This window comes from Paenibacillus hemerocallicola (assembly GCF_006265175.1).
GTDB lineage: Bacteria > Bacillota > Bacilli > Paenibacillales > NBRC-103111 > Paenibacillus_AB > Paenibacillus_AB hemerocallicola.
This window is the reverse complement of sequence record NZ_VDCQ01000014.1, coordinates 83,955-108,609: the sequence shown is the minus strand read 5'-3', so window position 1 is coordinate 108,609 and position 24,655 is coordinate 83,955. Positions and strand designations below refer to the sequence as shown.

The window sequence follows — 24,655 nt, the reverse complement described above, 5'->3', positions numbered from 1 at the left end:
TTGGAAATTTACAATAATCCGATATTCGTCATATATTTTCAAATTAAACTACACAACATATAGATGGTGATCATTAGTTTACATTTCGTAAAGATGTGTTGCTTGTAAGACCACGCTTTCTGATTATAATCTAATTTATGCAATGTTAATTATCTTACACATTGTAAATTAAGTCTAGATTATATTTTGGAGAGGATGGGGCAAGTTGAGTACAAGCAAGGAAACAAACAGCAATTCCATAAAAAAAGGACCCATCTTGTTCATTATGATCTTGGGTGCCTTTCTTGCAACGCTGAATCAAACGATTATGAGCGTTGCCACCCCGGAGCTTATGATCGATTTTAACATTACGGCAGCAACTGCCCAGTGGCTGACTACGGGCTACATGCTCGTTAACGGGGTGCTGATCCCGATTACAGCCTACTTCATGCAGCGATTTACCACCAGGCAGCTATTTCAAGCCTCGATGATGATCTTTCTTGTCGGCACGGTCGTATCCGCCCTCTCAGAGAGCTTCCCCGTTCTATTGACCGGGCGCATGATTCAGGCGGCTGGCGCAGGCATTATTATGCCGTTGCTCATGAATGTCATCCTAACGCTATTCCCCCCCGAGAAAAGGGGAGCCGCCATGGGCATGATGGGATTTGCCATTATATTCGCCCCTGCGATCGGGCCTACTCTTGCCGGTTACATTCTTGAAAATTATGCCTGGGAAAAGATGTTTTACGGCATGATCCCGCTTGCCGTCATTGTGATTGTCTGCGGATTTATTTTTCTGCGAAATGTATCGGAGCGGGGCAATACCAAAATTGACATGCTCAGCGTCCTTCTTTCCACCGTCGGATTTGGGGCGTTGCTATACGGCTTCAGCCGGGCCGGCAGCGAAGGATGGTCTAGCCCGGAAGTCATCGGGTCCATCGTGACGGGCCTCGTCGCTCTTGCCCTGTTCACTTGGCGACAGCTGGTGTCCCGGAATCCGCTGCTGGATCTTCGCGCATTCAAATATAAGATGTTCACCTTAACGACGATCATTAATATCGCGGTTACGATGGTGATGTACGCGGATATGATGCTGCTTCCGCTCTACCTTCAGAATGCCCGCGGATATACGGCTCTGGAATCCGGCCTGTTGCTGCTCCCAGGGGCGCTTGTGATGGGCTTCCTGATGCCGGTTACAGGCAAGCTGTTCGATCGTTTTGGCGCGAAGTGGCTATCCATTGTCGGCCTGGTCATTACGATCGCCACCACGATCGGCTTTATCAACTTGACGGACTCGACCAGCTATACCTATCTGGTTCTCATGTCTACGGGGCGCCGAATCGGGATGGCCTTGCTGCTGATGCCGGTGCAAACCGCAGGCTTGAATCAATTGCCGAATAGACTAAATGCGCATGGTACGGCAATCTCCAATACGATTCGCCAGGTAGCCGGCGCCGTGGGCACTTCTCTTCTCGTTACCGTTATGACCAACCGTACGAAGACGCATATGCAGGACATGATCGCTTCAGGCGCAGCAAAGGGTGCTACGCAAGAGCATCTGCTCATGGAAGCTTCCATTCAGGGTATCAATGATGCTTACCTCGTTATTGTCGGGATCGGCGTCATCGGCTTGCTGCTTTCCTTCTTTATTAAACGCGTCAAACAAGCGACCGAGGAAGAACCTAAAGCGGCGTTGAAAAGGGCAATCCTCACAGAAGCCTAGACATGTATACGTGAAGTTGTAGGCAAAGCCAAACAAATAAGACTACTCCCTATATTTGAAGGGATGTAGTCTTATTTTTATCCTCTTAAAACCAGGAAAGATCATGCGCGCTTGCCGTCACCAAGTATCCGACGGGGATATCGGCGGTAGCCCGACGATCGTCTTCAATTGCGAATGCGATATCCTCCGGCTTCTCCGCTGCTATCGAAAGCCAAAACAACGGTCAGCAATCACAGGGATTGTCCTGCGATAGCTGACCGTCGCTGTTACCCGCGCTCCGAACTTATCGAACAGCCTGCCCGAGACCGGCGCCATGATCCCGTTCGCAAGAAATCATTCGATGTTGGCGTCGCGTTTGTATCTGATCTATTCATCCGTTTTCTCTCCATGCCTCTATATTCAATTCATTGTTTATGGCTGCGGCGGCCAATGCGCCCATAGAAGCGGCTGCAATAGCCTGATGAACTCGCGATGCCGCATCCCCGGCGCTATAGACGCCAGAAACGTTCGTTTTCCCGAAGCTGTCGATAACAACCGATCCCGTTTCCGTGATGTCGCATCCGATGGCTCGCGGTAAGTCCGATCCCGTAACCAGATCTGGCTTGAAAAAGATCCCTCTGCACGGAATCGACGTACCGTCTTCAAGCACGACTTGACGCACGATCCCGTCGTCGTCGGAATCGATGTTCTGAATCGGCGAGTCGAATATAGGCACTTGATTTCGCTGGAGCTCCTCGCGCTGAGCATCCGTCAGCTCATCGGGACCGTTCGTGCAGACAGTAAAACGGTCCGTCCAACCGGATATCAATGGAGCGAAGTGCATGAGCTCTGCTCCTTTGTTAATGACGACGAGCGGCTCGTCTCTTAATTCCCAGCCATCGCAATACGGACATACAAATGCGCTTTTCCCATAAACCTCCGCCAGTCCAGGAATGTCCAGTGGCCGATCTTTCATTCCGATGGCAAATAACAGCTTTTTGCTTGCAAATGTATTTCCTTGCGCAGTCGCAATTTGAAAATGACCGTCCGTTCCCGCAATCGACACGGCCGTATCCGCTACGAAAAGCACGGAGGGATAGGCGCTGATCTCTTCCTTCGCAATTTGCCGAAATTCACTAGGGCTTATTCCGTCGCGGGTAAGAAATCCGTGGGCCTCTCGAGTCACGGCGTTACGAGGACGGCCTTCATCGATCACCGCTACATGTTTCCTCGCCCTCCCCAGCACGAGAGCGGCGTTCAACCCTGCTGGGCCGCCGCCAATAATCACCGCATCGAGTTGTTGATTCTTCATCATTCTCATCAGCCTCCATAGATCTACAATGTCCATAATTAGACGCAAGAAGCGTATCACTTCTTGTTTACCTCATGGTTGCAACGCTTGAATGCCTCATCCAGCACCGACTGGATCGTGTGCTCCCGCAAGTATCGGTGCAGATTTTGTTCCGCGCCGTCCATCACCTTCTCAACCAAACATCCGCTCTTCTTTGGACATTCCTGCTCGCTTGGTACGGCCCCCGCTTCCGCTAACAACTGATGCTGCTGCGAATTCGAATTCGAGCATTCGAACAATTGCTGTCTTCCTTCAATCACTTGAATCACGTCAAGAAAAGTAATCTGTTCGGCCGGCCGTGCCAGCTCATAACCGCCGTTCACCCCCGGTACTGCACGTACGATTCCATCCTGCCTCAACTTGGACATGATTTTGGATAAATAGCTTTCAGAAACGCTAAGTCTCGCAGATAATTCCTTGATTCCGACATTGTTGCGACGATCCGAGTGACCCAAATGAAGTAAGGCGTGTAGTGCGTAATCTGTACTTTTGGAGAACTGCATGGTTCCCTCCTCCCTTCCCAAGATTCCTCTTAATACGGATCTGTTATATCCATAATAAACGATTCAACTTCGGTTTGCAATGACATTATAGTCCGCAATCTGCAATTACCGTCTGCTGGCGGCAAGGCATCAGTCACGCTACTCTTTATGTTCTTGCGGAGGGCAAAGACGCATCCGAAACCACTAGGCATAGGCGTGTCGCGAATCGTCTTTGCTGCTCATTTGCGGATGTTCATATATACGATATGCTTTAGTTTGCGATCTCCATCAGCTTTTCTGCGGCCAAGCGGACAGCCAGGACACTTGCCGTATTGAGAGAATTGTCAAAAAACAAAACATGGCCGTTTTTAACCGCCTCCAGCGATTTCCACACATGGAGCGACTCCTTTTCCTTCACCGACGCTTTGGCAACCTCAATATCATGTTGGAAAATGATGTAGTCCGGATTCATTTGCGATAAAGCCTCCAATGAAATCGTTTGGCTGTCCTCCGGATATCCTTTCGGAGCCAGCAAGCCAAATCCTGTAGGAATGTAATACATCGTATTGATTGTGCCCGGAGCGAAGTAATTGGCTTTGCCGTCAATGCGGAACATCGCAAAGGTCTGCTTCATGCGCTCGCCCATCTTATCCTGGGTTTTCTTGATCAGCTCGCGTGTCTCCTGAATGTACTTCTCGGCCTGCTTCTCTTTGCCGACGATTCTGGCGCAGAGCATTGTCGTGTTCTGCCAGCTGTCGGAGAAATCAATTTGGATGACGGGAGCTATCTTGACCAGATTATCGTAAATGGAATCGATGTGGCCTTTGAACGTCACGATGACGTCGGGACTGACCTGCGTGATCATTTCCAGATTCACTTCTCGTCCGCTGCCCAGATCCAGAATTTTGGCTTTTCCCGCATAGGGCTGCAGGGTGGCGAAGTTTTTCATGGCTTCCGCCGCGTTTACTGCGGCAAACGGAGGCTCGTCCAAGGCAAAGAAGTAATCCAAATACACGGGATGAAGCACAGCAATTCGCGCAGGTTTTTTCTTTAATACGACCTCATGGCCGACGGCATCCTTAATCGTTCTGGGCCAGCCTTCCGTCCCGGCCTCGTTTGCTTTGGGCTGACTCGCACCGGCGGATTGGTTATTTTCCCCATTTGATGCAGAAGCCTGCTCAGAGGCGCGATTTTCCGCAGGCGCAGCCGAACACCCTGCCAGTACGACCGCCAGCAAAACAAGCAAAATTATCCAGCCAGTCATTCTGTTCATTTCCATTCCTCTTTCCCGGTTTATTTGCTTGCATACAAATGCTTCAGCATTTCGCGGTTTTTCTGTGCGAACAATTCATTATGCGAGGACACCATCCCGTACGACTGGGCATCGGGCGCGACAAATTGTTTCGCTTTGTTTACCGCGTTAGCCGCATCCTGGAACGCTCCGGCTATCAGGTGCAGCTTGCCTTCGTGCTGCAATACGTCGCCAGCGGCATAAATTCCGGGCACCGATGTTTCGCTCATGGGCGTACCCGATATGCGATTGTCCTGCAATACGATCTTAACCTCGCTATTGGCCAGCAATTCCTTGTCTCGCTCGTAGCCATGATTGATGATTACTTCGTCGACCGCAAGCTTGAATAGGGTCCCGTCCTCATTTCGCTTCAGCAAGACGGTCTCGATCCTCTCATGATCAGCGGTTGCGATCAGCCTTTCGATCGAAGTGTTCAGCAAGCATTCGACGGAATTGCTCTTGAGCCGCGAGATGTCGGCTTCATGGCCGCCTTTTAACGCATCCTTCCGATAGGTCAGGTGCACTTGCTTGGCAATCGGCCCCAACTCGTTCGCCCAGTCAACGGCGGAATGGCCGCCCCCGGAGATCAGTACGGTTTTCCCTTTAAAGCGGGCAAGCGATTTAACGGTGTAATGCAAATTCGCAACCTCAAATCGCTCGGCCCCCTCGATTTCCAGCTTGATCGGCTTCAGGATACCTCCCCCGATCGCCAACAGCACGGTCTTGGACCGATGCGATCGGCTCGAAGCGGTGTACAGAATGAAATGTCCCGCAGCATCTCTGGATATGGAGGTGACCTTTTCCCCGAGCGCTACTTCCGGCTCAAACGTCAGGCCTTGTGCGACCATTTGCTCGATCAGTCGGGAACCGGGAGCAGGCATCAATCCGCCCACGTCCCAAATCATCTTTTCCGGATAAACATGCACCTTGCCGCCCAGAAAGGGCTGAAATTCTATAATTTTTGTTTTCATTTCACGCAAGCCGCTGTAAAATGCGGCGAACAAACCGGCGGGACCGCCGCCAACAATCGTTATGTCGAACAAATCCTTGTCATGCATTGTATAATCGCCTCGTTTTTCTTCATATTGTACAAGCGTATCGACCGCCCGTGACTTGGCCTACGTGATCCTCAGATGCTCGCGCAAGGTTGTGCCCGTATATTCACTCCGGAACAACCCCTGTTCGACCAGCATCGGCACCAGCTCATCGAGAAACAACTCCAGCGAATGGATAGATCCGCCCGGCAAAGCGATTACGCCGTCCATGGCGCCAGCCTCGAACCACGTTATCATCTCCCGCATCACTTCCTCGGCGGTTCCTGCAACCACCCAATGCGCCGAACCGACAACCTCCGGCCGTGACAGCAATTCCTCCACAGTCGGCTGCCGGTTCACAATAAACCTGCGCAGCAGATCGGCGTGTGTCCGACTGCGCACGGGCTGGCGGGGATCCGGCAGCATGTCGGCCGTAACACGCCGATCCAACGGCATACCGTCAAGCCGGAGGCCAAGAATCGACTGGACGGAAGCATACCGACGTTCCATACTCAGATGGGCGTGCGCCTCCCGATACATGTCGCGCGCCTCGCTGCGCGTATCGGCCAGAAAAAAATACAACCCGGGCAGCACGCGCACCGCGTCCGGAGAGCGGCCATGCGCCTTGGCGCGCTTCCGCAAGTCTTGACGCAATTCAATGCCCGAAGCCATGTCGGGCGTCGATGCAAAAATCGCATCCGCTACCAAAGCGGCAAAATTGCGTCCCGAATCCGAAGCGCCGGCTTGAAACAAGGGCGGCGTTCCCGATGCATGAGCCGGCAAATTGAGCGGACCTTTGACACTGAAATATTCGCCGTTATGATGGATTGCCGAAATCTTCTTGCCGGCATCGGCTTGACCCGACGCGCTATCCGTCGTAAGCGCCTCGTACGGAAAGCTTTCCCAGAGCCTGCGCACGACGTCGGTGAATTCAATCGCTTTCGCATACCTTTCTTCAGATGAAGGCATGGGAGAGTTGGTGAAATTCTCCGCACCTCCAATGGAAGTAACAATATTCCAACCGGCACGCCCATCGCTGAGCCAATGCAAGGACTGAAGCTGTCTGGCGACTACAAATGGCGGATTGAACGAGGTGGATACCGTCGTAACCAACCCGATGCGCTCCGTCTCACGAGCAATTGAGGTCAGCATAATCGTCGGGTCGAGACTAGCGAAGCGGGAAGAATGACCCTGCCCCTCGGTGTGGAGAAAAAGTGCGTCCGGCTTAAAAACAAAATCAAGCTTGGCCTTTTCCGCCATTTTCGCCAGTTGAACGAAAGAATCGTTCGAAAACGGTTTCGCTCCACTGTCGCTCTGCTGTCCGCTATTTCCTTTCTTCCAAGTAGCAGACAAGGACAGTCCGATACAGAGCTGTTTTTTCTCTCTCAAAATTTGTCCATCCTCCCTATCGAATAAAATGAGCCCGAATCGGCAAAAGCGCCTCAATGCCAAAGGCCGCCTGCTGGCGAAGTCAAACCAATCGCCGATGAGTGCGGGACGTTCAATATCCTTTCAACATTGATGATAATGATTATTATTATCAATAATATGCACTGCAATAGTGTAGCAAGAACCGCAACAAATGTGAATACACAAATCGCAAATGAAATATGAATAATTATCTAAAAACGGGCTTGTCAAATAAAGTCGGATTTCCGGGAGAGTCGTGAATTCGCGAAATGATGAAAATTGCCCAACCTAAGCGAGGAGAATTGCGCTTCATTGCAAAAACAACCAATCCATTATGAATAATTGTCTAATTTTTATTGGGAGGCTGTGAAAGGGGGGCTTCAGTCACAAAGGTTTTGTTGTAGGCGGAAGGAGACATCCCGAATTTCTTTTGGAATAGTCTGCTGAAGTAGAGAGGATTGGAATAACCGACACTGGCCGCAATATCGCGAATGGGAAAATTGCCTGTCTTCAGCAGTTCACTCGCTTTTTCCATCCGATAATGAATCACGTAGTCAATCGGCCGGTATCCAGTATACTTATGAAAATAATACGAGAAGCGTTTGGAACTCATGGCGTGCATCTCTGCCAATTCGTCAAGCGTCACTGTGTTCATGTAATGCCCATTCATGTAGGCAACGGCATCCTCTATCACCCTCTTGGTTGATGGACCGCTGCTTTCCCGAAGTTTGCAGACTACCAGCACTTGATGCATGATGCTTAAAAAAATTTGCTTGACACGAAGCTTCGCAATCCCCCCTGTAGCATGAATATTCTGATGCAGCATATCCAGCAATTCCAGCATTCCAGGGATCGCCCCTGGCTCCAGCATGAAATGGCAATCGCAAAAATGTTCGCCGCTGCCATCCTCCGACTTGTCCACGCTATAAAATAACAAATCATACTTGAACTGGGATAACCCTACAACCTGCCATTCCAGATGTATGTCCGGCGCCGCATGAAAGACTGATCCTGGCCGCAAGCTGTAGACAGAGCCATTTGCACGTATTCTGGCCTCTCCGCCAATCGCAAACAGAAACCCATACTTTACAGTCCTGAATTCACGCGATGCGCTTTTGGGTTGAATGACGAAACGGTAGACACCTTCTATATCATAGGAACCACTGGCAAATATCTCCGCTAATTTATCCGGATCTATCATCGTACTTCACCTGCCCCCATCCAACAATTGTACACCGGGCTCTTCCAATAATACCAAACAACAACAACAGATCTATCCCTAGCGGTTCACACTGGCCGCTATTTGTTGGGGAACGGATAGTTGGAATTTGCGGATTCCTACTATTTCCCCATCAGAGCGTTGCTTCCCTTCATTTTTCTCACAATTTCGTCATTACAAAATCACGGATTCGGTTCCATAAACGAACTCGGCCCTTTGCATTTGTTAACGCTAAAGGGAGCCACTTTCGTGACTCCGCGTAGACCTCAAACATCGGTAGCTTCCATAAATACAAGTTATCCGAATGACCTCGGCGAGCATTTCCCTGAAATTCCGCTAATCGCTCATCAACGTATAGGTTATTTTTTCAATTCGACTGCGATTAATTTGGTCGCCTCTTCTTCCGCATCCCTTAGCGCCGTATTCACATCTTTTTGCTTCAAAGCTACGGAGCTGGCCGCCTTTGTCAGCTGCGAGCTTATGATGGAATAGTACGTATGACTCACGACGGGAGAAGGCGTCATTTTGAATATGGCAGCCGTATTTTTCCCTTGCAATACCGGAATCTCTTTCCCGTATTCCTTCTTCACTTCTTCGGTTTTGGACAACACCGTCAGCACGCCATTGCGGTTGAACAGGGACTGGACTTCGGGCTCCGTCACCATCTTCATCACTTGGAATGCTTCTTCTTTATACTTGCTCTTATTGCTGATAAAGAAAGCATGTGCAGCCGCATCTCTTCCTTGACCGAGATTTTCTTTAAAGTTCGGATGCGTGACCATATCCCAGTTCATCGGGTTTCCTTCTGTTAGGGCATCGCTTAGTTTCCCTAGCAAATCATTTTCCCAGCTCGAAAACATCGCCAAATTTCTGTCTTTCAAAAATGAATTGACGCCATACGTATATTTCTTGTCCTGTACGAAGCCGGGCACCTCATAAGCTTTCTGGAGCATGGAAAATATTTGTTTCCAGCTTTCGTTATTGATCTTCACGATATCGCCCGTTCCGACCGAATGGCCTACCGCCACATTGACGGCCGCAGGGCTCGAAGGATCGAGGCCGATATAGGTTAAGCCGCTTTCCGTCCGGGTCAAATTTTTGCCGATAGCGATTGCCTCATCCCAGGTCAGCCCGTCTTTCGGGTAGGACACGCCGAATTTATCGAAAATATCTTTGTTGTAAAATAACGCGCCATAATGCGTCTCATAGGGAAGACCGAAAAGCTCGCCCTTTGTTCCGAACGATTTGATCGTGTTGACCGCCACCGGCTCGAACTTGCCGATATCGAGTTTATGTTTGGCGATGAAAGGACTCAGATCCTCCGCGATCTGCAGCTTGACGAATAGTTCGGTCGACTTGTAGGCTGTCGCGAATAAATCGGGAACTTGATTGGCCGATACAGCGCTTTCCCACGTAACACCGTTGCCGAATCTCACTACTTCGAGCGTAATGTGCGGAAACTTCTTTTTCAACGGCTCCTTTATAAATTTTTCAACTTGGGCGTCCGTCATCGTTTCGGAAGGCCTAAACGTTAAAGTGACTGGTTCGGGTGCCGCCTCAGTTGCCGGTGTTTTCCCTTTTTCGCCGTCCGAAGCACCACAACCGGCTGCAAGAGCCAATAATGCCGGCAGCCCCAAAATCAAACCCAACTTCATTTTTTTCATCGTTAACCCGCCTTGTTTTGATATACTCGTATGGTTTCTCTAGTCTGTTACTATGTAAGTTGAACTATAGATTTTAACGTTTCATTCCATTCCAGAAGGGATTGCCTTGCAGCTTCAGCTCACAAGGCAATATAGTTGCGTCAAATCAATAAATAAATGTACTCTCGATCGGCCTCGATATGGCCGGGCTCAAGATTTTCATGCTCCTGGTCGCCTATCGCCAGCTTTCCTTTTCTCAGCCGGGTTTCAGGATCAACCAAATGCTCGCCGGTCAATAAATCGAATTCCCATCCATGCCACGGGCACCGTAATATTTCGTTCTCGCGCCCGTATTTGTATTCGTAAACCAAAGACGGAAGTCTCGTTCCGCAAACTTTCCCGACACATACCGGGGCCCCTGCGTGCGGGCAAACATTTCTCCATGCATAGTATTGACCGTTAATCCGATAAATCCCGTACTGGATCCCCTTCGCTTCCACAATCTTATGACCGAACTCGGGCAGTTCGTCGATCCGCAAAACCGGGTAACGTTCCATCAGCCGTTCCCCCCCGATTGCTCGGACCGAAGCGTCAATCCGTAAAGCTCGGCGGCGGTTCCACCCAAAATCCTCGCCTTCATTTCCCTCGGCATCGAAGGAAGAACCACTTTCGGATTGTCGAAGTCCCAATGCGGATAATCCGAAGAGAACAACACCGTCTTCTCCGCATCGATCATCCGGAAAATTTGCACAAGCTCCTCCGGCCGCTCCGGTTCTTCTATCGGCTGTGTCGTCAAACGGACATTTTGCTTGATGTACTCGGAAGGAAGCATTTTCAACCATGGCGTTTGCGAGCGCAGCGCTTTATAGTTTTTATCCATCCGCCACATCAGATGAGGCAGCCACGCTACGCCTCCTTCAATGCCCACAAACTTCAGACCGGGAAACTTCTCGAATACGCCCTCGCACACCATGCTGTTGACATGGGCCATAAACGTCAGCGGAATGATGTTATGCCATTCCATATACCTTGTCGGGTAGCCTACGGGAGTAGGCGGATACAATTTGCCCTCCGAGCCGGGATGGATGGCAAAAGGCAGTCCGAAACGTTCGGCCGCTTCGTAAATCGGATGATAGATCCGATTGCCGTACGGTGTTTTCACGCCGCTGCACACAATGATTTGAACGACGTCGGGATGTCCTCCCACACGTTGGATTTCTTTCACGGCTTCTGCCGGATCGCTTACATTCACTGCGATTGATCCTTTAAAGCGCGGATCGACGGGAAGCCAGTTTTCAATCATATAGTCGTTGTAAGCCCGGATGACTGCGTTCCCGTAGTCCACATCGGGATGCAAAGCTAAAGCCGTCTCTATACCGCCCGTAAGAATCGCATATTCGATGCCGTACGCTTCCAAATGATGCTCGATCATAAATTGCGGGTCCGAGCCTGCGGCTCCGTCTCCTTCCGGCGTCGCGTCCTTACGGGAGACGCCTATCGGAGTAGGATAAAAATTCGACAATCCGATGCCGCCGGTCAAAAATTGCTCATGCCAAACTTTTGGCAAATATGGAAGCAGATCTTTTTTGCTTTTTGGCGATTGATGCACATCCGTATCGATAATCCCCGATGTTTTACGATTGGCCGTTTCCTTCGGACTAGATGCGATATCCATTTTCCCCACTCCATTTCAAGCGCCTTGCCCGATTCATGCATGAAACCGGTTTGCGATGTTTATATAGTCGTTCGAGATCTCTCCTTTCATGTTACACCCACAAAGTTTCATTATAAACACACGGAATTCTGATATTTTTATCACTTTTTTCAATGTTTTTTAGTTTTTGTCCGTGTTAAACTTCTAGTACAGGATTTGATTGGGAGGTGTTCAATCGTGTTACAGCATCCATATAAGTTGCACATGTGCAACTACATCGGCCCTCGCAAGGAATTTTTCAGGCCTGAAGAAGTTCATGCGCATCACGTCATTATCGGCATGGAGACCGGCGCATTCGAATATACGATCGGGAAACAGACAGGCACAGCTTCCTTCGGAGATCTCGTGATCGTGCCGCCGGGCTCCCTGTTCAAACGCAAATCTTTAGGGGAGATTACTTTTCACATGCTCGTATTTACCCCGCTTATGGAACCCGATCCCTCGTTAGGCGTGCTGCCTTCAGGCAAAGTCACGATCAACGATGTGAACCGCCTTTCATCGACATACTCTTACTTGCGCAAAACATGGCTAGAATACGGCAGCTTGTCTAAGGAAAATCATCTTTCCATGCACATGCTGATGGATTTGCTGCATTTAACCTTGTTGGAATACAAATATATGGAAAAACGCAGAAAAAAAAAGGAGCCTCGAATGCAGCTCGCAGCCGGCTACATTCACAGACACCTTTTCGACGATTTGAGTATGAAACGCATAGCGGACAATCTCGGACTCAAACCTTCCGACTTGACCCGCCGCTTCCGTTTGGAATACGGTGTCACCCCGATCGAGTACGCAACGAATTTGCGACTGGAGGAGGCCAAAAAGCTGCTTCTTGAAACAGACTACACTTTGGATACGATCGCATCCCTTTGCGGTTATGAGAACGGCTCGTACCTGGGTCGCGTATTCCGCTCCAAAGTAGGGATCAATCCTTCGAATTTTAGAAGGAACAACCATATTTAATTCCATTCAATGGATTTGGAAGAGGACATTGCTGCGACACGAGGCTGCGATCTCGTACTCCGTTAGTTCAATGAAATACCCTCGTATGGAGGTCTGTGCTTGAAACATTTCGTCAAACTGGCCATTTCCACACAACATGGCTCTGATCACCGTTTTATCCCTTTCGGGTTTGCAGGGCTCAATGATGAGATTTTCCACTGACATACTCCCTTTCAACAGTTTTACTGGTAATATTTTACTACAGGTATGTGAATATGTACTGCGTTATCCTGCTCGCTAGCACAGCGAGGCTGCCGTTCCTTTGCCGGCAGCCTCGTCTTAATCGATTATTTAGTTAGCGTGCTTCTATTTTGCCAATCTCACCATTTCTTCAGCAATAATCTTGTTCATTTCCTCGTCGACCTGCCGGAACGCCGTGTTCAAATCGAGCTTCTCGTCAACCAATTGCACTACAGGCTTGGCAAAAGCCGTTCTCGCTTTGTTTTCGATTGCCGATTTCGGCGCGATTGGCGTAAACTTCAGCTTCAGAATCGCCTGAAAGTTTTTACCCTCATACTTGCTTTTCGTAGCGAACGCCTTTAGTGTTTTATCCGTTTGCAGCACCGGATGATCGCCCTTTCGGACAAGCCGAGCTGCGGTTCCTCGGACAGCATATAGGCGAGCACCTTCATCGCCGCATCTTTATTTTTGCTCGTTGACGTAATTCCAAACAATGTCGGAAGCGACTGTGGACCTTTATCGGGCAGCTCTTTGAACGTCGGATACGTGACCAAATCCCAGTTCATCGTCGTCATATCTTTGTTGAGGAACGTATTGGCCAAATAATCGAGCATCGCGATGTTTTTATCTTTAACGAAGTGATCTTCGCCCAAATTTTTGTTGTCCATCGTTTTTCGCAGCACGATCAGCTGCTGGTAAAGCGTTTTCCATCTGTCGTCGGTCAAAATGGTCGGCTTGTTCGTTTTCGGATCAATGAACGGTACCGCCATTGAGGTCAAGTTAAACTGAGGCTGAGTGCCGCTTACGATCCCGTAATAATCGATTCCGCTGTCCGTTCTGCGCATCCGTTTGGCCAACTCGGCCACTTGATCCCACGTCATGCCATCCTTCGGATAGGCGACCGCAAACTTGTCGAACAAATCTTTGTTGTAGTAGAACGCCGCGGTATTAATGACAAGTGGAAGCGCATACATTTTGTCGCCGGACATTTGCTTCACGACATCGATCGAGGTAGATTCCAAGTTGGTCATGTTTAACCCATGCTTCTTGATCAGCTCAGTCATATCGTACTGAAGGCCGTACTCCAGCAATTGCGGGATGGTCGTATTCACATCGTGCCAGACGACGTCAATCTCCGTGCCGGCAGCCATCATTTCCGGAAATGTAGTGCCTTTGCCTGTTGCGATATACTCGATCGTATAGTGCGGAAACTTCTTTCTCATCGCATCGCCGAACCGTTCATTGAATGCTTCCTGACTCCAACCCGAGGTGGAATAAAACACAATCTTAGCCGGCGTGTTATCCTCTTCCAGAGCTTTGCCCTTGACTTCGTCGCCGTTTTCGTTTCCAGCACCTCCGTTGCTGCCGCAAGCCGCAAGTGGCACTAGAAGCATGCCCGTCGCCAATCCTAACACCCATTTTTTTATAGTCGCTTTGTCCTTGGAACCATTTTTGATTTGCAAAACCGCTTACCCCCTCATCATTGCTTTAGCTTGACCGGCGAATAGGTCACTTGCAAGTGTGGAATTTGTTTTCTCTCGTTTATTCACCGGTCTCTTAAAGTCTTGCCTCTATCAAAAATTGCGTTCGCAATTATTGCGATGGTCAGTTCGCAGCAGAAGTCGGCTTGCGACAGCCGATCCCACTGCGCTCTGTCTACATATGCACAACGACATGGCCGTCTTCTAGAGAAACGTCAAACTTCTCCACCGTAACTTCATATGATTTGGTTCGCATTGCCGGATCGACGATCATGCAGCCGGTTTGAATATCGAACTCCCATTGATGCCACGGACAGCGCACAATTTCTCCTTCCCGGTCGTATTCGAAGCTTCCCGGGCCTGACGAGACGACGAGCGGAGTAACGAGCCCTTTGCACAGCTCCGCGCCTTGATGCGGGCACACGTTGCGCAGCGCATGATAATGTCCGTTGACATTGTACACGCCGATGCTGCGCCCGCCGGCTTCGACGATTTTTTTCGTGCCCGGCGTTATTTCCGATTGCTTCGCTACAATATGCCGCTGCAAAGCAGCTTTCGGCTGGCTCATTCCGACTCCTCCTCGCGCGCCGAGCCGATCGAAGGAAAACCGTACAGCTCCGCCGCATTTTGATAAAACACGCGATCCGCCAGTTCATCATCCAGACGGGGCAGCGCAAGCTGGGGAGAATCGAAATCCCAGTGCGGATAGTCGCTGCAAAACATCATCGTATCTTTCGCGTAGATATGTTCCATCATCTGATCGAACACTTCGCGGTTCGGCGTCGCTTCGATCGGCTGCGTCGTGACGCGAACATGATCGCGGAAATATTCGCTCGGTTTTTTGCGCACCCACGGGGTTTGTACCCGCAGCGACTTCCAGTCTTGATCGAGCCGCCATAAGTACGGGACAATCCAGAAGACGCCCGCTTCTTGCAGCACGACCTTCAACGTCGGAAACCGCTCGAACACGCCTTCGAAGATGAAGCTGGCCAAATGGGCCATCATGACCTGCGGCCGAGCCGCCCGCGATTCGATGTAATGGGTAACGTGGCCTGCTCCTGTCGCGGCCGAGTTCATACCGGCCCCTTCTCCGCCGACATGAATCGTTAACGGCAAGTTATGCCTCACACAGGCTTCATAGATCGGGTAATAATAGCGGTTTCCGTACGGCAGCATCGCCCCGTTATGAACGAGCACCTGCACGAATTCGGGACGCGAGCCGATGCGGTCAATCTCCTTGGCAGCCGATGTCGGGTCTTGCTTCGGAATCAAGACCGAGCCTTTCAGCCGTTTATCGTTGGCAAGCCAATGCTCGTACGTATATTCGTTGACCGCACTGCAGTAAGCCGCCGCATAGTCGAAATTGATCGTAGCTTGCACGCCCAAGCTTTCGCCGGTCAAAATGCCATACTTGATGTTATACGGATCTAACAGATGCTTTTGCATATAGGCCAAACTGCTGCCGGCCGGTCCGCCCTCCGGAGGAAACGAATCGACCATTCTGCCTCCGACGCCTCCGTTAAAGTGCATCGAGCCCGGCATTGCAGTTCCGTAAGTTTCGACAAGCTCCCGGTATTCCCGCGGCATATACGGTTTTATTAGATTCAGCCCGGTAAAGTGATGAATATCGCAGTCTACGATCGGGCGTTTCTGCTTTTTTCGTTCGACCGTATCGGACCTTGACTCCTTTGCTGTTTGCATGTTTTCCCCTCCGTCTCTTATGTTGATACGATTGATGCTTACATCTTCATTATAGACTTGAGGGGGAGAAAGAGAATGCCGATCCTTGTCGCGTTTCTAATCGATTGTTGACCAATTGTCCGCGACTTATTTGACGCCTACCAACGAAAACTGCAAGAAACCGCATTCGAACAAATCGAAACTGCCCCGTCTGAAACCATCCGCACCCTTACGTGCCGTGCACCTTTTGCCGATATGATGACGGTGTTTCTTCCGTCCATTTTTTGAAATGTCTGTTGAAGTGGGAAGGGGACGGGAAACCGATCATGTAGGCGATACCCTCGATGGATACATCGGATGCTTCGCGCAATAGCCGCTTGCCTTCGGCAACTCGCTGCAGCAGCACGTACTGATAGAAGCTGATGCCCATCTCGCGCGTAAAGCTGCGCGTCAAATATTCCCCGCTCACCGCAAATCGTTTCGAAACCGTCTTCAAGGTCAAATCTTCGCCAAGATTGCGGCATACATAATTCGAGCACTGCTGAACGAGGTCGCTTTTTTTGCCGGACGACGGAGCGGATAACGCCTGCTCTTTCGGTTCATCGAGGCTCCTTTGCAGAAAAGCGGTTATGAGCAGCATATTCCCTAACGCCATCCGTTCCCAACCGACTTCCCCGGTTCGAAGCTCGTGCCTCAACGCCTTGCACATCTCTTCCAAATGTTGAAACTGCTTCGGATTGAGCGATACATTCAAGCACGAATGTTGCGGAATCCAGCTAAAATCAACCAAACGATGCAAAGACGGAAGCAGGGCCGTACTGTCGTCATCGAAATGAATCGAAATCACTTCACGCTTATAGGAAGACTTGGAAAGCATCTGATGCGGCACCATTCCGCGAAAAACGAGCACGGAGCGAGGGAACTGCAGCAATACTTGTCTTCCGATGACCATCACGCCTTCGCCGTCGTGCGTAATATGGATCTCCACTCCGGGATGATAATGGAAATCAGTCCCGCTCATCCATTCCCCCTGCTGAGACATCGCGATCGGGAAACGATTCAGCTTCTCGACCATATCCGTTTTCCATAGAGGCTTCTCGTTGAAAATAAAATTTCTCATGTCCATAAATAATGATCCTCCCCGGTCCAATAGCAGGGTGTCTTTTCCGACGGATTCTAACAATCATAAAGAGACCTTCTTTCAATTATAATATAGCCCCGCTATAACCTCGCGCCTATTATTTTTCCTTACGATGAGTAGCCGCTTCGTCATCCATTCGACCGATAATACAAAAAAGAGGCAAGCAATATTGCATTGCCTGCCCCGTTCTATTCCGAAGGAGGAGTCCGAATCGAAGACGATAATGGGCTCCGAACTCCCCTTCCGAATAAAATCTTTTCTTAGATCGCCAACTGAGTCTTTGAACAATCCAAAATGCCCCCGCCGCACAACGAACGCCAACAGCGCGATTGCCGAGCGCAGCCGACAATTCAAGATGCCGGGTCCTTTTCCGTAACGACCGTCCAACCCATGCCGTCGGATACAAGAAGAATCGAACCGTTTTGCTTCGTCGAATACGCTTTCGCTTTCGTGGCGGCATAACTTTTCAACGTTTCCAAACTGACGAAAAGCTGTTTTCTTTGTAACGCATTTTGATCACGAGCGAATGGTTATTGATTGCGGTGTCCCCTGAGCTCATTACATTGCCCGGTAATTCGCCTTTGTTCGGACTGAGCACCTCGAATGCAACTTCGCCGCCAAGTTGAAACGTATCGCCTTCCTCCAACGTCTTGTGAACGATGTTCTTTCTTGCAACTTGTGCCATCGTGGTGTTATAGGAGGCTGAATGGGGATTGGGCATGCGGATACGACCAGCAAAACAAACATAACGGTTGCCAAGGAAAATGACCGACCTTCCGATTCATAGCCATACGACGGCACTTCCATTCTATTCGCGCTTTTCAGTCATGCGCTTTCCTTACTTTTTCATCTGGATCGCTTCGGCAATTTTTTTGGTCGCTTCCTCTTCCGCTTGTCTTAAAGCCGTGTTCATATCTTTCTCCCCATAGATGATCGAAAGGATAGCGTTTTGCAGCGAGCTTCCCACGTTACCGTCAAATTCTCCGACTCTAGCTGGCGAAGCGGGCTTCAAGGCAGTAATGGAGCTAATATTTTTCCCATTCCATTGCGCTACATTGCGGCCGAAGGCGTCTTTGACAGTTTGGCTTTTCAACGGTGTTATTTGGGCAAAGTCGGCACCTATCTCAGTCTGAACCTCGTCTGACAACAGATGGGCAATGCTCTTGAACGATTCATCCCGATGCTGGCTTGTCGAGGCGACGGTAATAACGACGGAGAACGGCTGCGAACCGACTCCCGGCAAGCTTTTCATCTCCGGCAAACTAACCGCGTCCCAGTTTACGTTTTCTTCCGGCTTCGGCGCATCGGAGTTGTACAGTACGAACATTCCGGTTGTCTTTTCTTTCACGAAGGAGGCTCTGGAATCTCTGGAGATCAGCTCTTTCTTTGCGTTATAGCCCGGCACCGTGTAGAGCGGGAGCAGCGTGCCGATGTACTGCTTCCATTGATCGGTTTGCAGGACGGCTTTCTCGCCTTTGGCATCCGTATAGGGCAAAGAAAGTTGATTGACCAACGTCAAAGCGGACGGACCGGCTACAAATCCGCGATATTGGACGCCCCCGTCGTTCCTGGTTAACTTCGCGGCAACGTCATATAAGCTGTCCCATGTCATATGATTTTTCGGATAGGGAACACCGAACTTATCGAAGATGTCTTTATTGTAAAATAAAGTAAGTCGGAGATCGTATAAGGTCAATGCGCTTAGCTTCATGCTGTCCAGATTGCGTACCGTTTCCATAAAGGAAGACTCCAGCCGATTTACATCGAATTTATGTTTTGCCACCAAATCCGACAGGTCGCCGCCGTACAAAGGCATAAGATTGGAGCGATAATTGTTCAAGGAAGAAATGATAATATCTACTTTGCGCTGCTCAAGGACGAGATTCTGGACGTTGCTTCCGACACTTTCCACGATCTCGAACTCATAGTTCGGATACTTTTTCTGGATTTGCTTTCCGTACCGATCCATGAACCACTCGGGCGTTCCGCCTGATGGCGTTATAACTAACAGTTTTACCGGCTTCGTGTCTTGTTCGGACGAACCTTGTTCCGTTAACTGCTTGTCGCCGCCGCCGCTGCATGCCGAAGTAAACAGGAGGATGCACATAGCCGTTGCCGAGAAACCGCCCTTTTATTTCCTCATTTTGTCACCCCGATTTTTTTTATTTATGGCTAAGTAATCGTCAATCGAGCTGCAGCTCCTTCAAAATGCCCCTCATATAAGCGAGTCCGATCGATAACCGTTCTTCCATCTGCTCCATATAAGGAATAGTTTCGTATTCGTCGATGTCGGGAATGCTCCCATCGGCAATCTTCCGTTCCGTCATAACAGCGAGCTTCATATATTGACCCATCTCGTATGGCGTAAGATCGGGGTTGCGATCGATCCAGTCCCGCTCGAACAGATTGAATTCAAACAGCCACTTATGATCTTCAATCGACAGCATGAGGTCGGGAGAATGCTTTCCCAGTTCGGCAATGACCGACTTGAAATCGACGATGCCTTGTCCGGGCGCTTTCCCTTGCCGCCTTACGCCCCGATCCGTAAAGCTTATAATGGCGTCCTTCAGATGCGTCATGTGCGTGTAAGGAGCCACACGTTGCGCCGCAAGCAGCGGGTCTTCGGCATTGACAAGCGTGTTGGCCGTATCGAAGCAAACGCCGCAAATATCCGTACCTGCCTGCTCGACAACTTGAAGCACTTCGAATGTCGTCTCCCCGTGGTTTTCAATGTTAATGCGGCTGCCGTACCGTTCGAGCGTTGGCCGCAACGCCGAGATGAATGCAGCGCTCTTCTCCAAATGAACGTTCCATGGAGTCGGGTGAACATATCGCTCATTATAGGAGCTGATATACGTTCTCAGCTCATGCCAACCGGCGGCAGCGCAAGCCTCGATTTGCCGAGCGACTTCCCGTACATGTTCGTCTTCCGCTTGTTTGACGATGAGCGGATTGCAGGAACTGACAGACATCGAGGTAATTATGCCATGCGCATCCGCATATTGGCGCACATCTTTATATAGCGCCTTATCATTTGTGCGTCCAAAATTGCCATTGTCGAATTGGACGCCGTCGAATCCCCGGCTTTTGACATAATCGATTGTACGGTAAGGATCAAGGAGCAATTCCCTGATCGTAAAACTATCGATTCCTATTTTCATCTGTGCCCACCTTAATTGATTGATATAGTTGCGCAAGCGTGCATGTACGGCTTCAATCGTTCAAAAAGATAATACTGGAACAAGCTGTTCCCGCCCAGTCGCAGACTGGCAAGGGTTTCAGAGAGGCAAACTTACTACTTTGCCTTGCTGTTCCGACCGGTAAGCCGCCTCCGCGACTTCGACCGTCTTCCGGCTTTCGGTTCCATCCGTCACCACTTTGGCTTGCTCTCCGAGCAATTGCTTCACCCACTCGTCGATGCAGCTCTGATGACCGGACATTTGTTTGTGCGTCTCCACCTTCTTGAATCCTTCTTTTGCTCTCATATCGTATTCGAAATATTCGGACTTGTCGCCATGAAGCTTGACGAACGTTCCTTTGCCGCTCATGTAGTAAGCTTCGCCTTTCGTTCCGGTGACATGGTTGAACTCGTACCATAAGCCGTCCGGAGCGCTATGCGACTGCGTATACCAGTTAATCGAGAGCAGAGCCAGCGCCCCGGATTCCATCTTGGCGATAACCGCACCGATGCTCTCGCCTTCCATCCGACCCGGTTCGACCTTCGACATCGACGTTACCGACCGGACTTCGCCGCCATACCAGCGCAGAGCGTCGATTTGGTGGGTCAAGCAGCTCATAATCGCGCCACCGCCGAGCTTTTCCTTGGAGCGAATCCACGAATCCGGCGGAGTGACGACGTTTTGGTTATGCTCCAGCTTCCAAAACAATATTTCGCCGAGATCGCCCGAATCGACAATATGTTTCAAAGCTTGCCAGTCGCTGTCGTAGCGCCTGTCGTGGCAAACCGTCAGCGTCACTCCCGCTTCTCGGCAAGCCTCGATCATCCGGTCGCACTCTTCCACGTTGCGCGCCATTACTTTCTCCACCAACACATGCTTGCCGGCTTTCGCTGCGGCGATCGTCGCTTGCTCATGCAGGTGATGCGGCAGCAAAATGTCTACGGCACAAACGTCGGGAAGCGCCAGCACCTCCTTATAATCCCCGTAAATGTTCACCTCGTCTCCGAGCAGTTTGCGAATACGTGCATGCTTTCCGGAATCCGACTCGGCTATAACAATCTCACATTTGTCTTTCAATCGGACAAAACCCGGTGCGTGTGCGTTTAATATGCCACCTCCGCCCAAAATGCCGATTTTCAACTTGTTTGTCATGTTCAGGCTCCCAACTTTGTTAGTTTGGCTTGTCGCCGCTTTGGCGCATAAGGGATCATTGCAACGTCATTATCTCACAATGCCATATTCGTAAAAAATCACATATCGTCTATATGTATACACACTTCGTCTATCGTTCCGTTTGTTCGAATTGACTGCATGCAATAATACAATATAATTAAAAATGAGATATTTGCGCGATTTAGTTCATATTTGCCTAGTAAACGAGTTCATATTTGCACAAATGCCTTTGAGGGAAGGGAGCTCCCGCATGCAGAACTCGCAAATTTTAATCCATTTATTAAGCTCGCTTGAGTTAGCCTATTTTCAATGCGGAACAACAAAACTTGGCATGAAAACGCATACGCAATTTATTGCATCCATCCACATACAGCCATTTGCGCTCGTAACCCGAATTACGGACGGGGCCGTTGTCGTCGGAATCGATAACGCCAGCTATAAAGTGGAGCCGGGGCAAGCGCTTATCATTCCTGCCAATGTCAAATACACCTTCCATTTATTGGGGGACACGGCCGTTACGCATTGGTTGAACTTCAATTTCACGTTATTCGAACACTTCCCTCTCCTGGATCTATTGGAGACGCCTTATACCACTTCCGATGCAATCGGTAACGAAATCGGGCAACTGCAAGCAGAAATATCCGACCTCGTGCATGCCAAACATACGAATAACAGCGCGGCTTTATTTGCCGCTGCCAAAGTGAAGCAGCGCCTATTTTCCGTTTTGGAAATCGTGATGTCGATATCCCGTCATAAAGCGGGGAGCTTGGAAAAAATGAACAAATTCCAAAAATTTCAACCGGTTTTCAAATATATCGAGGAGCATCTTGACGAGAAAATAAAAGTCTCCCAATTGGCCGGGCTTCTGTTCGTTTCAACATCGCATTTCTATAAAGAGTTTCAGGATTCGTTTGATTTATCCCCGATGCAGTACATCCAATCGCAACGGTTTAAAAAGGCGCAATATTTACTCTCAACATCCGATTTGACGGTAAGAGAAATTGCCAACTTGGTCGGTTATGATAGTACGTTTCCATTTATCCGCTTTTTCAAATCGATGTACGGCAATAGCCCGGGACATTATAGAAAAATGATGTTGAACCGTTATTGAGCTTTCAAGCGTGAATGCTGCGATCCGTTTCGTCAACGTTACATCGAAAAGGCAAGCTTGGTTGTGTTTCCAAGCTTTGTATTTCCCCAGTTCGTCCGATTTCAAAAATCAAAACGGCCTTCCGGGAAACTCCGGAAAGCCGTTTGTTTTATATAAACAGCGGATTATTGTCGACGACCACGGTCAGCTTGTCGCTTGACGCCTTATTTCGATTTCATCTTGTCTTCGGCAATCAATTTGTTGATTTGTTCATCCATACTTCTGAAGGCGGTATTCAAATCGACTTTTCCGTCCACAAGATCGGGAATGGCTTTGTCATAAATAGTCCGTATATTCCCTTCAAACTTTGACTTCGAAGTAATGGGAGCAAATTTCGTCTTCACGATCGACTGCAAATTTTTATTTTTGTACGGGCTATTTTTGCCGAAAGCTCCCTTCACCTGTTCATTTTGCAGGATCGGAATGACCGCCCTTTCGGAAAAGCTCATTTGCGCTTCAACGGACAGCAAGTAGCTAAGCACCTTCATCGCCTCGTCCTTCTGCTTGCTCGCCGATGTAATGCCGAAAAGGGTAGGCAGAGCCTGCGGGCCTACGCCCGGTTTATCCTTATAGGCGGGATAAGAGACCAAGTCCCAGTTTAATGCCGACATGTCGTTATTAATAAATATATTGGCCAGATCGAGCGACATCGCTACTTTGGGGTCCTTCACAAAGCTTAGCGCTTTGTTTTCTACCGTCTTTTTCATTTCGACAACTTCGCTGAATAACGTTTTCCAGCGGTCATCCGTTAATAGGGTCGGTTTTCCCGTTTTCGGATCTATGGAAGGAATCGAAAGCGGGCTTAAATTGGCGTGAGGCTGAATACCGCCCCTCATCCCGTAATATTGCACGCCTCCATCCGATCTGTACAATCTTTTGGCCAGATCAATCGCTTGATCCCATGTCATTCCGTCCGTCGGGTAAGGAACGCCAAACTTATCGAACAGATCCTTGTTGTAATACAGTACTGCGGTATTATTGACAATGGGGAGAGCATACAATTTGCCATCGGACATTTCGCGGATTGCGTTGATGGCCGTCGGCTCCAGATTCTGAACGGGCACTCCATATTTTTTGATCAATTCGGTCATATCGTACTGCAGTCCATAATTCAATAATTCGGGAATCGTATTGTTCACGTCTTGCCAAACAATGTCAATCGTTACGCCGGAGCTCATAACATCTTCAAACGATGTTCCTTTGCCGTTGAAAATCGCTTGGACAGTATAATTCGGGAACTTTTTCCTGATCGCATCTCCGAATCGCTCGTTAAACGCTTCTTGGCTCCAAACGGCGGTGGAATAAAAAACGAGATTTGCCGGTCCGTCGCTTTTGGCCCCTTCGTCGCCATTAGCTTTTTCGCTTCCATTGCCGCTGCTTCCATTGATTCCGCAGGCGGCGAGCAAAGCAGGCATCAAGCCTGCCAACAGCCATTTAGACCATCTGTTATTCATAATCGTTCTCAAACAAACAACCCCCATTCTAAATAATAGCTTTCCGGTATAGCGCTTACCTCCGGATAAATCGCTTTCCCCCATGACTTAAGTCGGTTCCAAGATTTGAATCGTACAAGCCATCTCTGCGAGCGACCGAGGGTTGCGGCTCAGTCTTTCATTCTCTTCCCTTCTTGGACTAATTCCCCTCCATCATCGATCGTTAGGTGTTCCTTATGGATGAACAAGATCATTATATCTTTGAAGGAGGGTAAAAGATTGCAAATGTTTGACCGCTTTATATACTATAGTTGACCACTTTCTGTTACCCTCCAACTTGACAGGCAGGGCCGCGACATGCAGATCGAATCATGCCGACACAAGACATGAAAGCCTCCAAGCCGCTTTTCA

The 24,655-nt window shown here is 49.5% G+C and carries 22 protein-coding genes; 3 read left to right on the top strand and 19 right to left on the bottom strand.

Translation table 11 applies throughout. The features are described from left to right. The first annotated feature begins 265 nt into the window (after nt 1–265). Complete coding sequence (locus tag FE784_RS12565) at nt 266–1,702, top strand: DHA2 family efflux MFS transporter permease subunit (RefSeq protein WP_139602582.1); 1,437 nt, start codon at nt 266–268, stop codon at nt 1,700–1,702. 370 nt (nt 1,703–2,072) lie between these two features. Here FE784_RS12565 and FE784_RS12560 read toward each other — a convergent pair whose 3' ends face one another. The 9 genes from FE784_RS12560 to FE784_RS12520 form a co-directional block, all read right to left on the bottom strand. Continuing rightward, nucleotides 2,073–2,993 carry an NAD(P)/FAD-dependent oxidoreductase gene (locus FE784_RS12560; RefSeq protein WP_139602581.1) on the bottom strand — a complete coding sequence of 307 codons (921 nt, stop codon included), beginning with the start codon at nt 2,991–2,993 and terminating at the stop codon, nt 2,073–2,075. Between the two features lie 56 nt (nt 2,994–3,049). Next, nucleotides 3,050–3,535, bottom strand: a complete 486-nt coding sequence (locus FE784_RS12555) for an RrF2 family transcriptional regulator (protein ID WP_139602543.1) — start codon at nt 3,533–3,535, stop codon at nt 3,050–3,052. 250 nt (nt 3,536–3,785) lie between these two features. After that, a complete protein-coding gene (locus tag FE784_RS12550; RefSeq protein WP_139602542.1) occupies nt 3,786–4,787 on the bottom strand; it encodes an ABC transporter substrate-binding protein in 1,002 nt (333 codons plus the stop codon). Between the two features lie 20 nt (nt 4,788–4,807). Then, on the bottom strand, nt 4,808–5,863 hold the full coding sequence (locus FE784_RS12545; RefSeq protein WP_139602541.1) for an NAD(P)/FAD-dependent oxidoreductase: 1,056 nt from the start codon (nt 5,861–5,863) through the stop codon (nt 4,808–4,810). Nucleotides 5,864–5,923: 60 nt separating this feature from the next. Then, complete coding sequence (locus tag FE784_RS12540) at nt 5,924–7,228, bottom strand: NtaA/DmoA family FMN-dependent monooxygenase (protein WP_139602540.1); 1,305 nt, start codon at nt 7,226–7,228, stop codon at nt 5,924–5,926. A gap of 367 nt (nt 7,229–7,595) precedes the next feature. After that, nucleotides 7,596–8,450: an AraC family transcriptional regulator gene (locus FE784_RS12535; RefSeq protein WP_139602539.1), complete on the bottom strand. Its 855-nt coding sequence runs from the start codon at nt 8,448–8,450 to the stop codon at nt 7,596–7,598. A gap of 377 nt (nt 8,451–8,827) precedes the next feature. Next, nucleotides 8,828–10,132: an ABC transporter substrate-binding protein gene (locus tag FE784_RS12530; protein WP_139602538.1), complete on the bottom strand. Its 1,305-nt coding sequence runs from the start codon at nt 10,130–10,132 to the stop codon at nt 8,828–8,830. Between the two features lie 140 nt (nt 10,133–10,272). Continuing rightward, nucleotides 10,273–10,668, bottom strand: a complete 396-nt coding sequence (locus tag FE784_RS12525; RefSeq protein ID WP_139602537.1) for a Rieske (2Fe-2S) protein — start codon at nt 10,666–10,668, stop codon at nt 10,273–10,275. Continuing rightward, a complete protein-coding gene (locus tag FE784_RS12520; RefSeq protein WP_139602536.1) occupies nt 10,668–11,786 on the bottom strand; it encodes an amidohydrolase family protein in 1,119 nt (372 codons plus the stop codon). The genes FE784_RS12525 and FE784_RS12520 overlap by 1 nt, the downstream gene beginning before the upstream one ends. 216 nt (nt 11,787–12,002) lie before the next feature. Between FE784_RS12520 and FE784_RS12515 the strand changes: the two genes are divergently transcribed. Continuing rightward, complete coding sequence (locus FE784_RS12515; RefSeq protein ID WP_139602535.1) at nt 12,003–12,788, top strand: helix-turn-helix domain-containing protein; 786 nt, start codon at nt 12,003–12,005, stop codon at nt 12,786–12,788. A gap of 345 nt (nt 12,789–13,133) precedes the next feature. Here FE784_RS12515 and FE784_RS12510 read toward each other — a convergent pair whose 3' ends face one another. From FE784_RS12510 to FE784_RS12470, 9 genes are all read right to left on the bottom strand, one after another. Then, entirely contained in the window at nt 13,134–13,391 is a 258-nt protein-coding gene (locus tag FE784_RS12510) for a hypothetical protein (protein ID WP_139602534.1), read from the bottom strand. Beyond that, nucleotides 13,367–14,470 carry an ABC transporter substrate-binding protein gene (locus FE784_RS12505; protein ID WP_139602533.1) on the bottom strand — a complete coding sequence of 368 codons (1,104 nt, stop codon included), beginning with the start codon at nt 14,468–14,470 and terminating at the stop codon, nt 13,367–13,369. The genes FE784_RS12510 and FE784_RS12505 overlap by 25 nt, the downstream gene beginning before the upstream one ends. A gap of 193 nt (nt 14,471–14,663) precedes the next feature. Continuing rightward, complete coding sequence (locus tag FE784_RS12500; protein ID WP_139602532.1) at nt 14,664–15,056, bottom strand: Rieske (2Fe-2S) protein; 393 nt, start codon at nt 15,054–15,056, stop codon at nt 14,664–14,666. Then, nucleotides 15,053–16,189 (bottom strand): amidohydrolase family protein, encoded by a 1,137-nt coding sequence (locus tag FE784_RS12495; RefSeq protein ID WP_139602531.1) that lies wholly within the window; start codon nt 16,187–16,189, stop codon nt 15,053–15,055. The genes FE784_RS12500 and FE784_RS12495 overlap by 4 nt, the downstream gene beginning before the upstream one ends. 208 nt (nt 16,190–16,397) lie before the next feature. Next, nucleotides 16,398–17,294 (bottom strand): AraC family transcriptional regulator, encoded by an 897-nt coding sequence (locus FE784_RS12490; RefSeq protein ID WP_139602530.1) that lies wholly within the window; start codon nt 17,292–17,294, stop codon nt 16,398–16,400. 481 nt (nt 17,295–17,775) lie between these two features. Further along, a complete protein-coding gene (locus tag FE784_RS12485; RefSeq protein WP_139602529.1) occupies nt 17,776–18,030 on the bottom strand; it encodes an MBL fold metallo-hydrolase in 255 nt (84 codons plus the stop codon). Nucleotides 18,031–18,147: 117 nt separating this feature from the next. Beyond that, nucleotides 18,148–19,278, bottom strand: coding sequence for an ABC transporter substrate-binding protein (locus FE784_RS12480; protein WP_176706157.1), 1,131 nt, complete (start codon nt 19,276–19,278; stop codon nt 18,148–18,150). A gap of 214 nt (nt 19,279–19,492) precedes the next feature. Continuing rightward, nucleotides 19,493–20,470 (bottom strand): sugar phosphate isomerase/epimerase family protein, encoded by a 978-nt coding sequence (locus tag FE784_RS12475; protein WP_139602527.1) that lies wholly within the window; start codon nt 20,468–20,470, stop codon nt 19,493–19,495. Nucleotides 20,471–20,587: 117 nt separating this feature from the next. Continuing rightward, nucleotides 20,588–21,640 (bottom strand): Gfo/Idh/MocA family protein, encoded by a 1,053-nt coding sequence (locus FE784_RS12470; RefSeq protein WP_139602526.1) that lies wholly within the window; start codon nt 21,638–21,640, stop codon nt 20,588–20,590. A gap of 352 nt (nt 21,641–21,992) precedes the next feature. Here FE784_RS12470 and FE784_RS12465 point away from each other — a divergent pair, with 352 nt between their 5' ends. After that, entirely contained in the window at nt 21,993–22,772 is a 780-nt protein-coding gene (locus FE784_RS12465) for an AraC family transcriptional regulator (RefSeq protein ID WP_176706156.1), read from the top strand. Between the two features lie 203 nt (nt 22,773–22,975). Here FE784_RS12465 and FE784_RS12460 read toward each other — a convergent pair whose 3' ends face one another. Further along, the gene (locus tag FE784_RS12460; RefSeq protein WP_176706155.1) at nt 22,976–24,277 is read right to left on the bottom strand and encodes an ABC transporter substrate-binding protein; all 1,302 of its coding nucleotides are present in this window, start codon (nt 24,275–24,277) and stop codon (nt 22,976–22,978) included. Between the last annotated feature and the right edge of the window lie 378 nt (nt 24,278–24,655).

What these genes read in the sequence shown, in the direction of transcription:
- FE784_RS12565 (WP_139602582.1), top strand. Translation starts at nt 266, where the DNA reads ATGATCTTGGGTGCCTTTCTTGCAACGCTGAATCAAACGATTATGAGC.
- FE784_RS12560 (WP_139602581.1), bottom strand. Translation starts at nt 2,993, where the DNA reads ATGAAGAATCAACAACTCGATGCGGTGATTATTGGCGGCGGCCCAGCA.
- FE784_RS12555 (WP_139602543.1), bottom strand. Translation starts at nt 3,535, where the DNA reads ATGCAGTTCTCCAAAAGTACAGATTACGCACTACACGCCTTACTTCAT.
- FE784_RS12550 (WP_139602542.1), bottom strand. Translation starts at nt 4,787, where the DNA reads ATGAACAGAATGACTGGCTGGATAATTTTGCTTGTTTTGCTGGCGGTC.
- FE784_RS12545 (WP_139602541.1), bottom strand. Translation starts at nt 5,863, where the DNA reads ATGCATGACAAGGATTTGTTCGACATAACGATTGTTGGCGGCGGTCCC.
- FE784_RS12535 (WP_139602539.1), bottom strand. Translation starts at nt 8,450, where the DNA reads ATGATAGATCCGGATAAATTAGCGGAGATATTTGCCAGTGGTTCCTAT.
- FE784_RS12530 (WP_139602538.1), bottom strand. Translation starts at nt 10,132, where the DNA reads ATGAAAAAAATGAAGTTGGGTTTGATTTTGGGGCTGCCGGCATTATTG.
- FE784_RS12525 (WP_139602537.1), bottom strand. Translation starts at nt 10,668, where the DNA reads ATGGAACGTTACCCGGTTTTGCGGATCGACGAACTGCCCGAGTTCGGT.
- FE784_RS12520 (WP_139602536.1), bottom strand. Translation starts at nt 11,786, where the DNA reads ATGGATATCGCATCTAGTCCGAAGGAAACGGCCAATCGTAAAACATCG.
- FE784_RS12500 (WP_139602532.1), bottom strand. Translation starts at nt 15,056, where the DNA reads ATGAGCCAGCCGAAAGCTGCTTTGCAGCGGCATATTGTAGCGAAGCAA.
- FE784_RS12495 (WP_139602531.1), bottom strand. Translation starts at nt 16,189, where the DNA reads ATGCAAACAGCAAAGGAGTCAAGGTCCGATACGGTCGAACGAAAAAAG.
- FE784_RS12490 (WP_139602530.1), bottom strand. Translation starts at nt 17,294, where the DNA reads ATGGACATGAGAAATTTTATTTTCAACGAGAAGCCTCTATGGAAAACG.
- FE784_RS12485 (WP_139602529.1), bottom strand. Translation starts at nt 18,030, where the DNA reads ATGCCCAATCCCCATTCAGCCTCCTATAACACCACGATGGCACAAGTT.
- FE784_RS12480 (WP_176706157.1), bottom strand. Translation starts at nt 19,278, where the DNA reads ATGGATCGGTACGGAAAGCAAATCCAGAAAAAGTATCCGAACTATGAG.
- FE784_RS12475 (WP_139602527.1), bottom strand. Translation starts at nt 20,470, where the DNA reads ATGAAAATAGGAATCGATAGTTTTACGATCAGGGAATTGCTCCTTGAT.
- FE784_RS12470 (WP_139602526.1), bottom strand. Translation starts at nt 21,640, where the DNA reads ATGACAAACAAGTTGAAAATCGGCATTTTGGGCGGAGGTGGCATATTA.
- FE784_RS12465 (WP_176706156.1), top strand. Translation starts at nt 21,993, where the DNA reads ATGAAAACGCATACGCAATTTATTGCATCCATCCACATACAGCCATTT.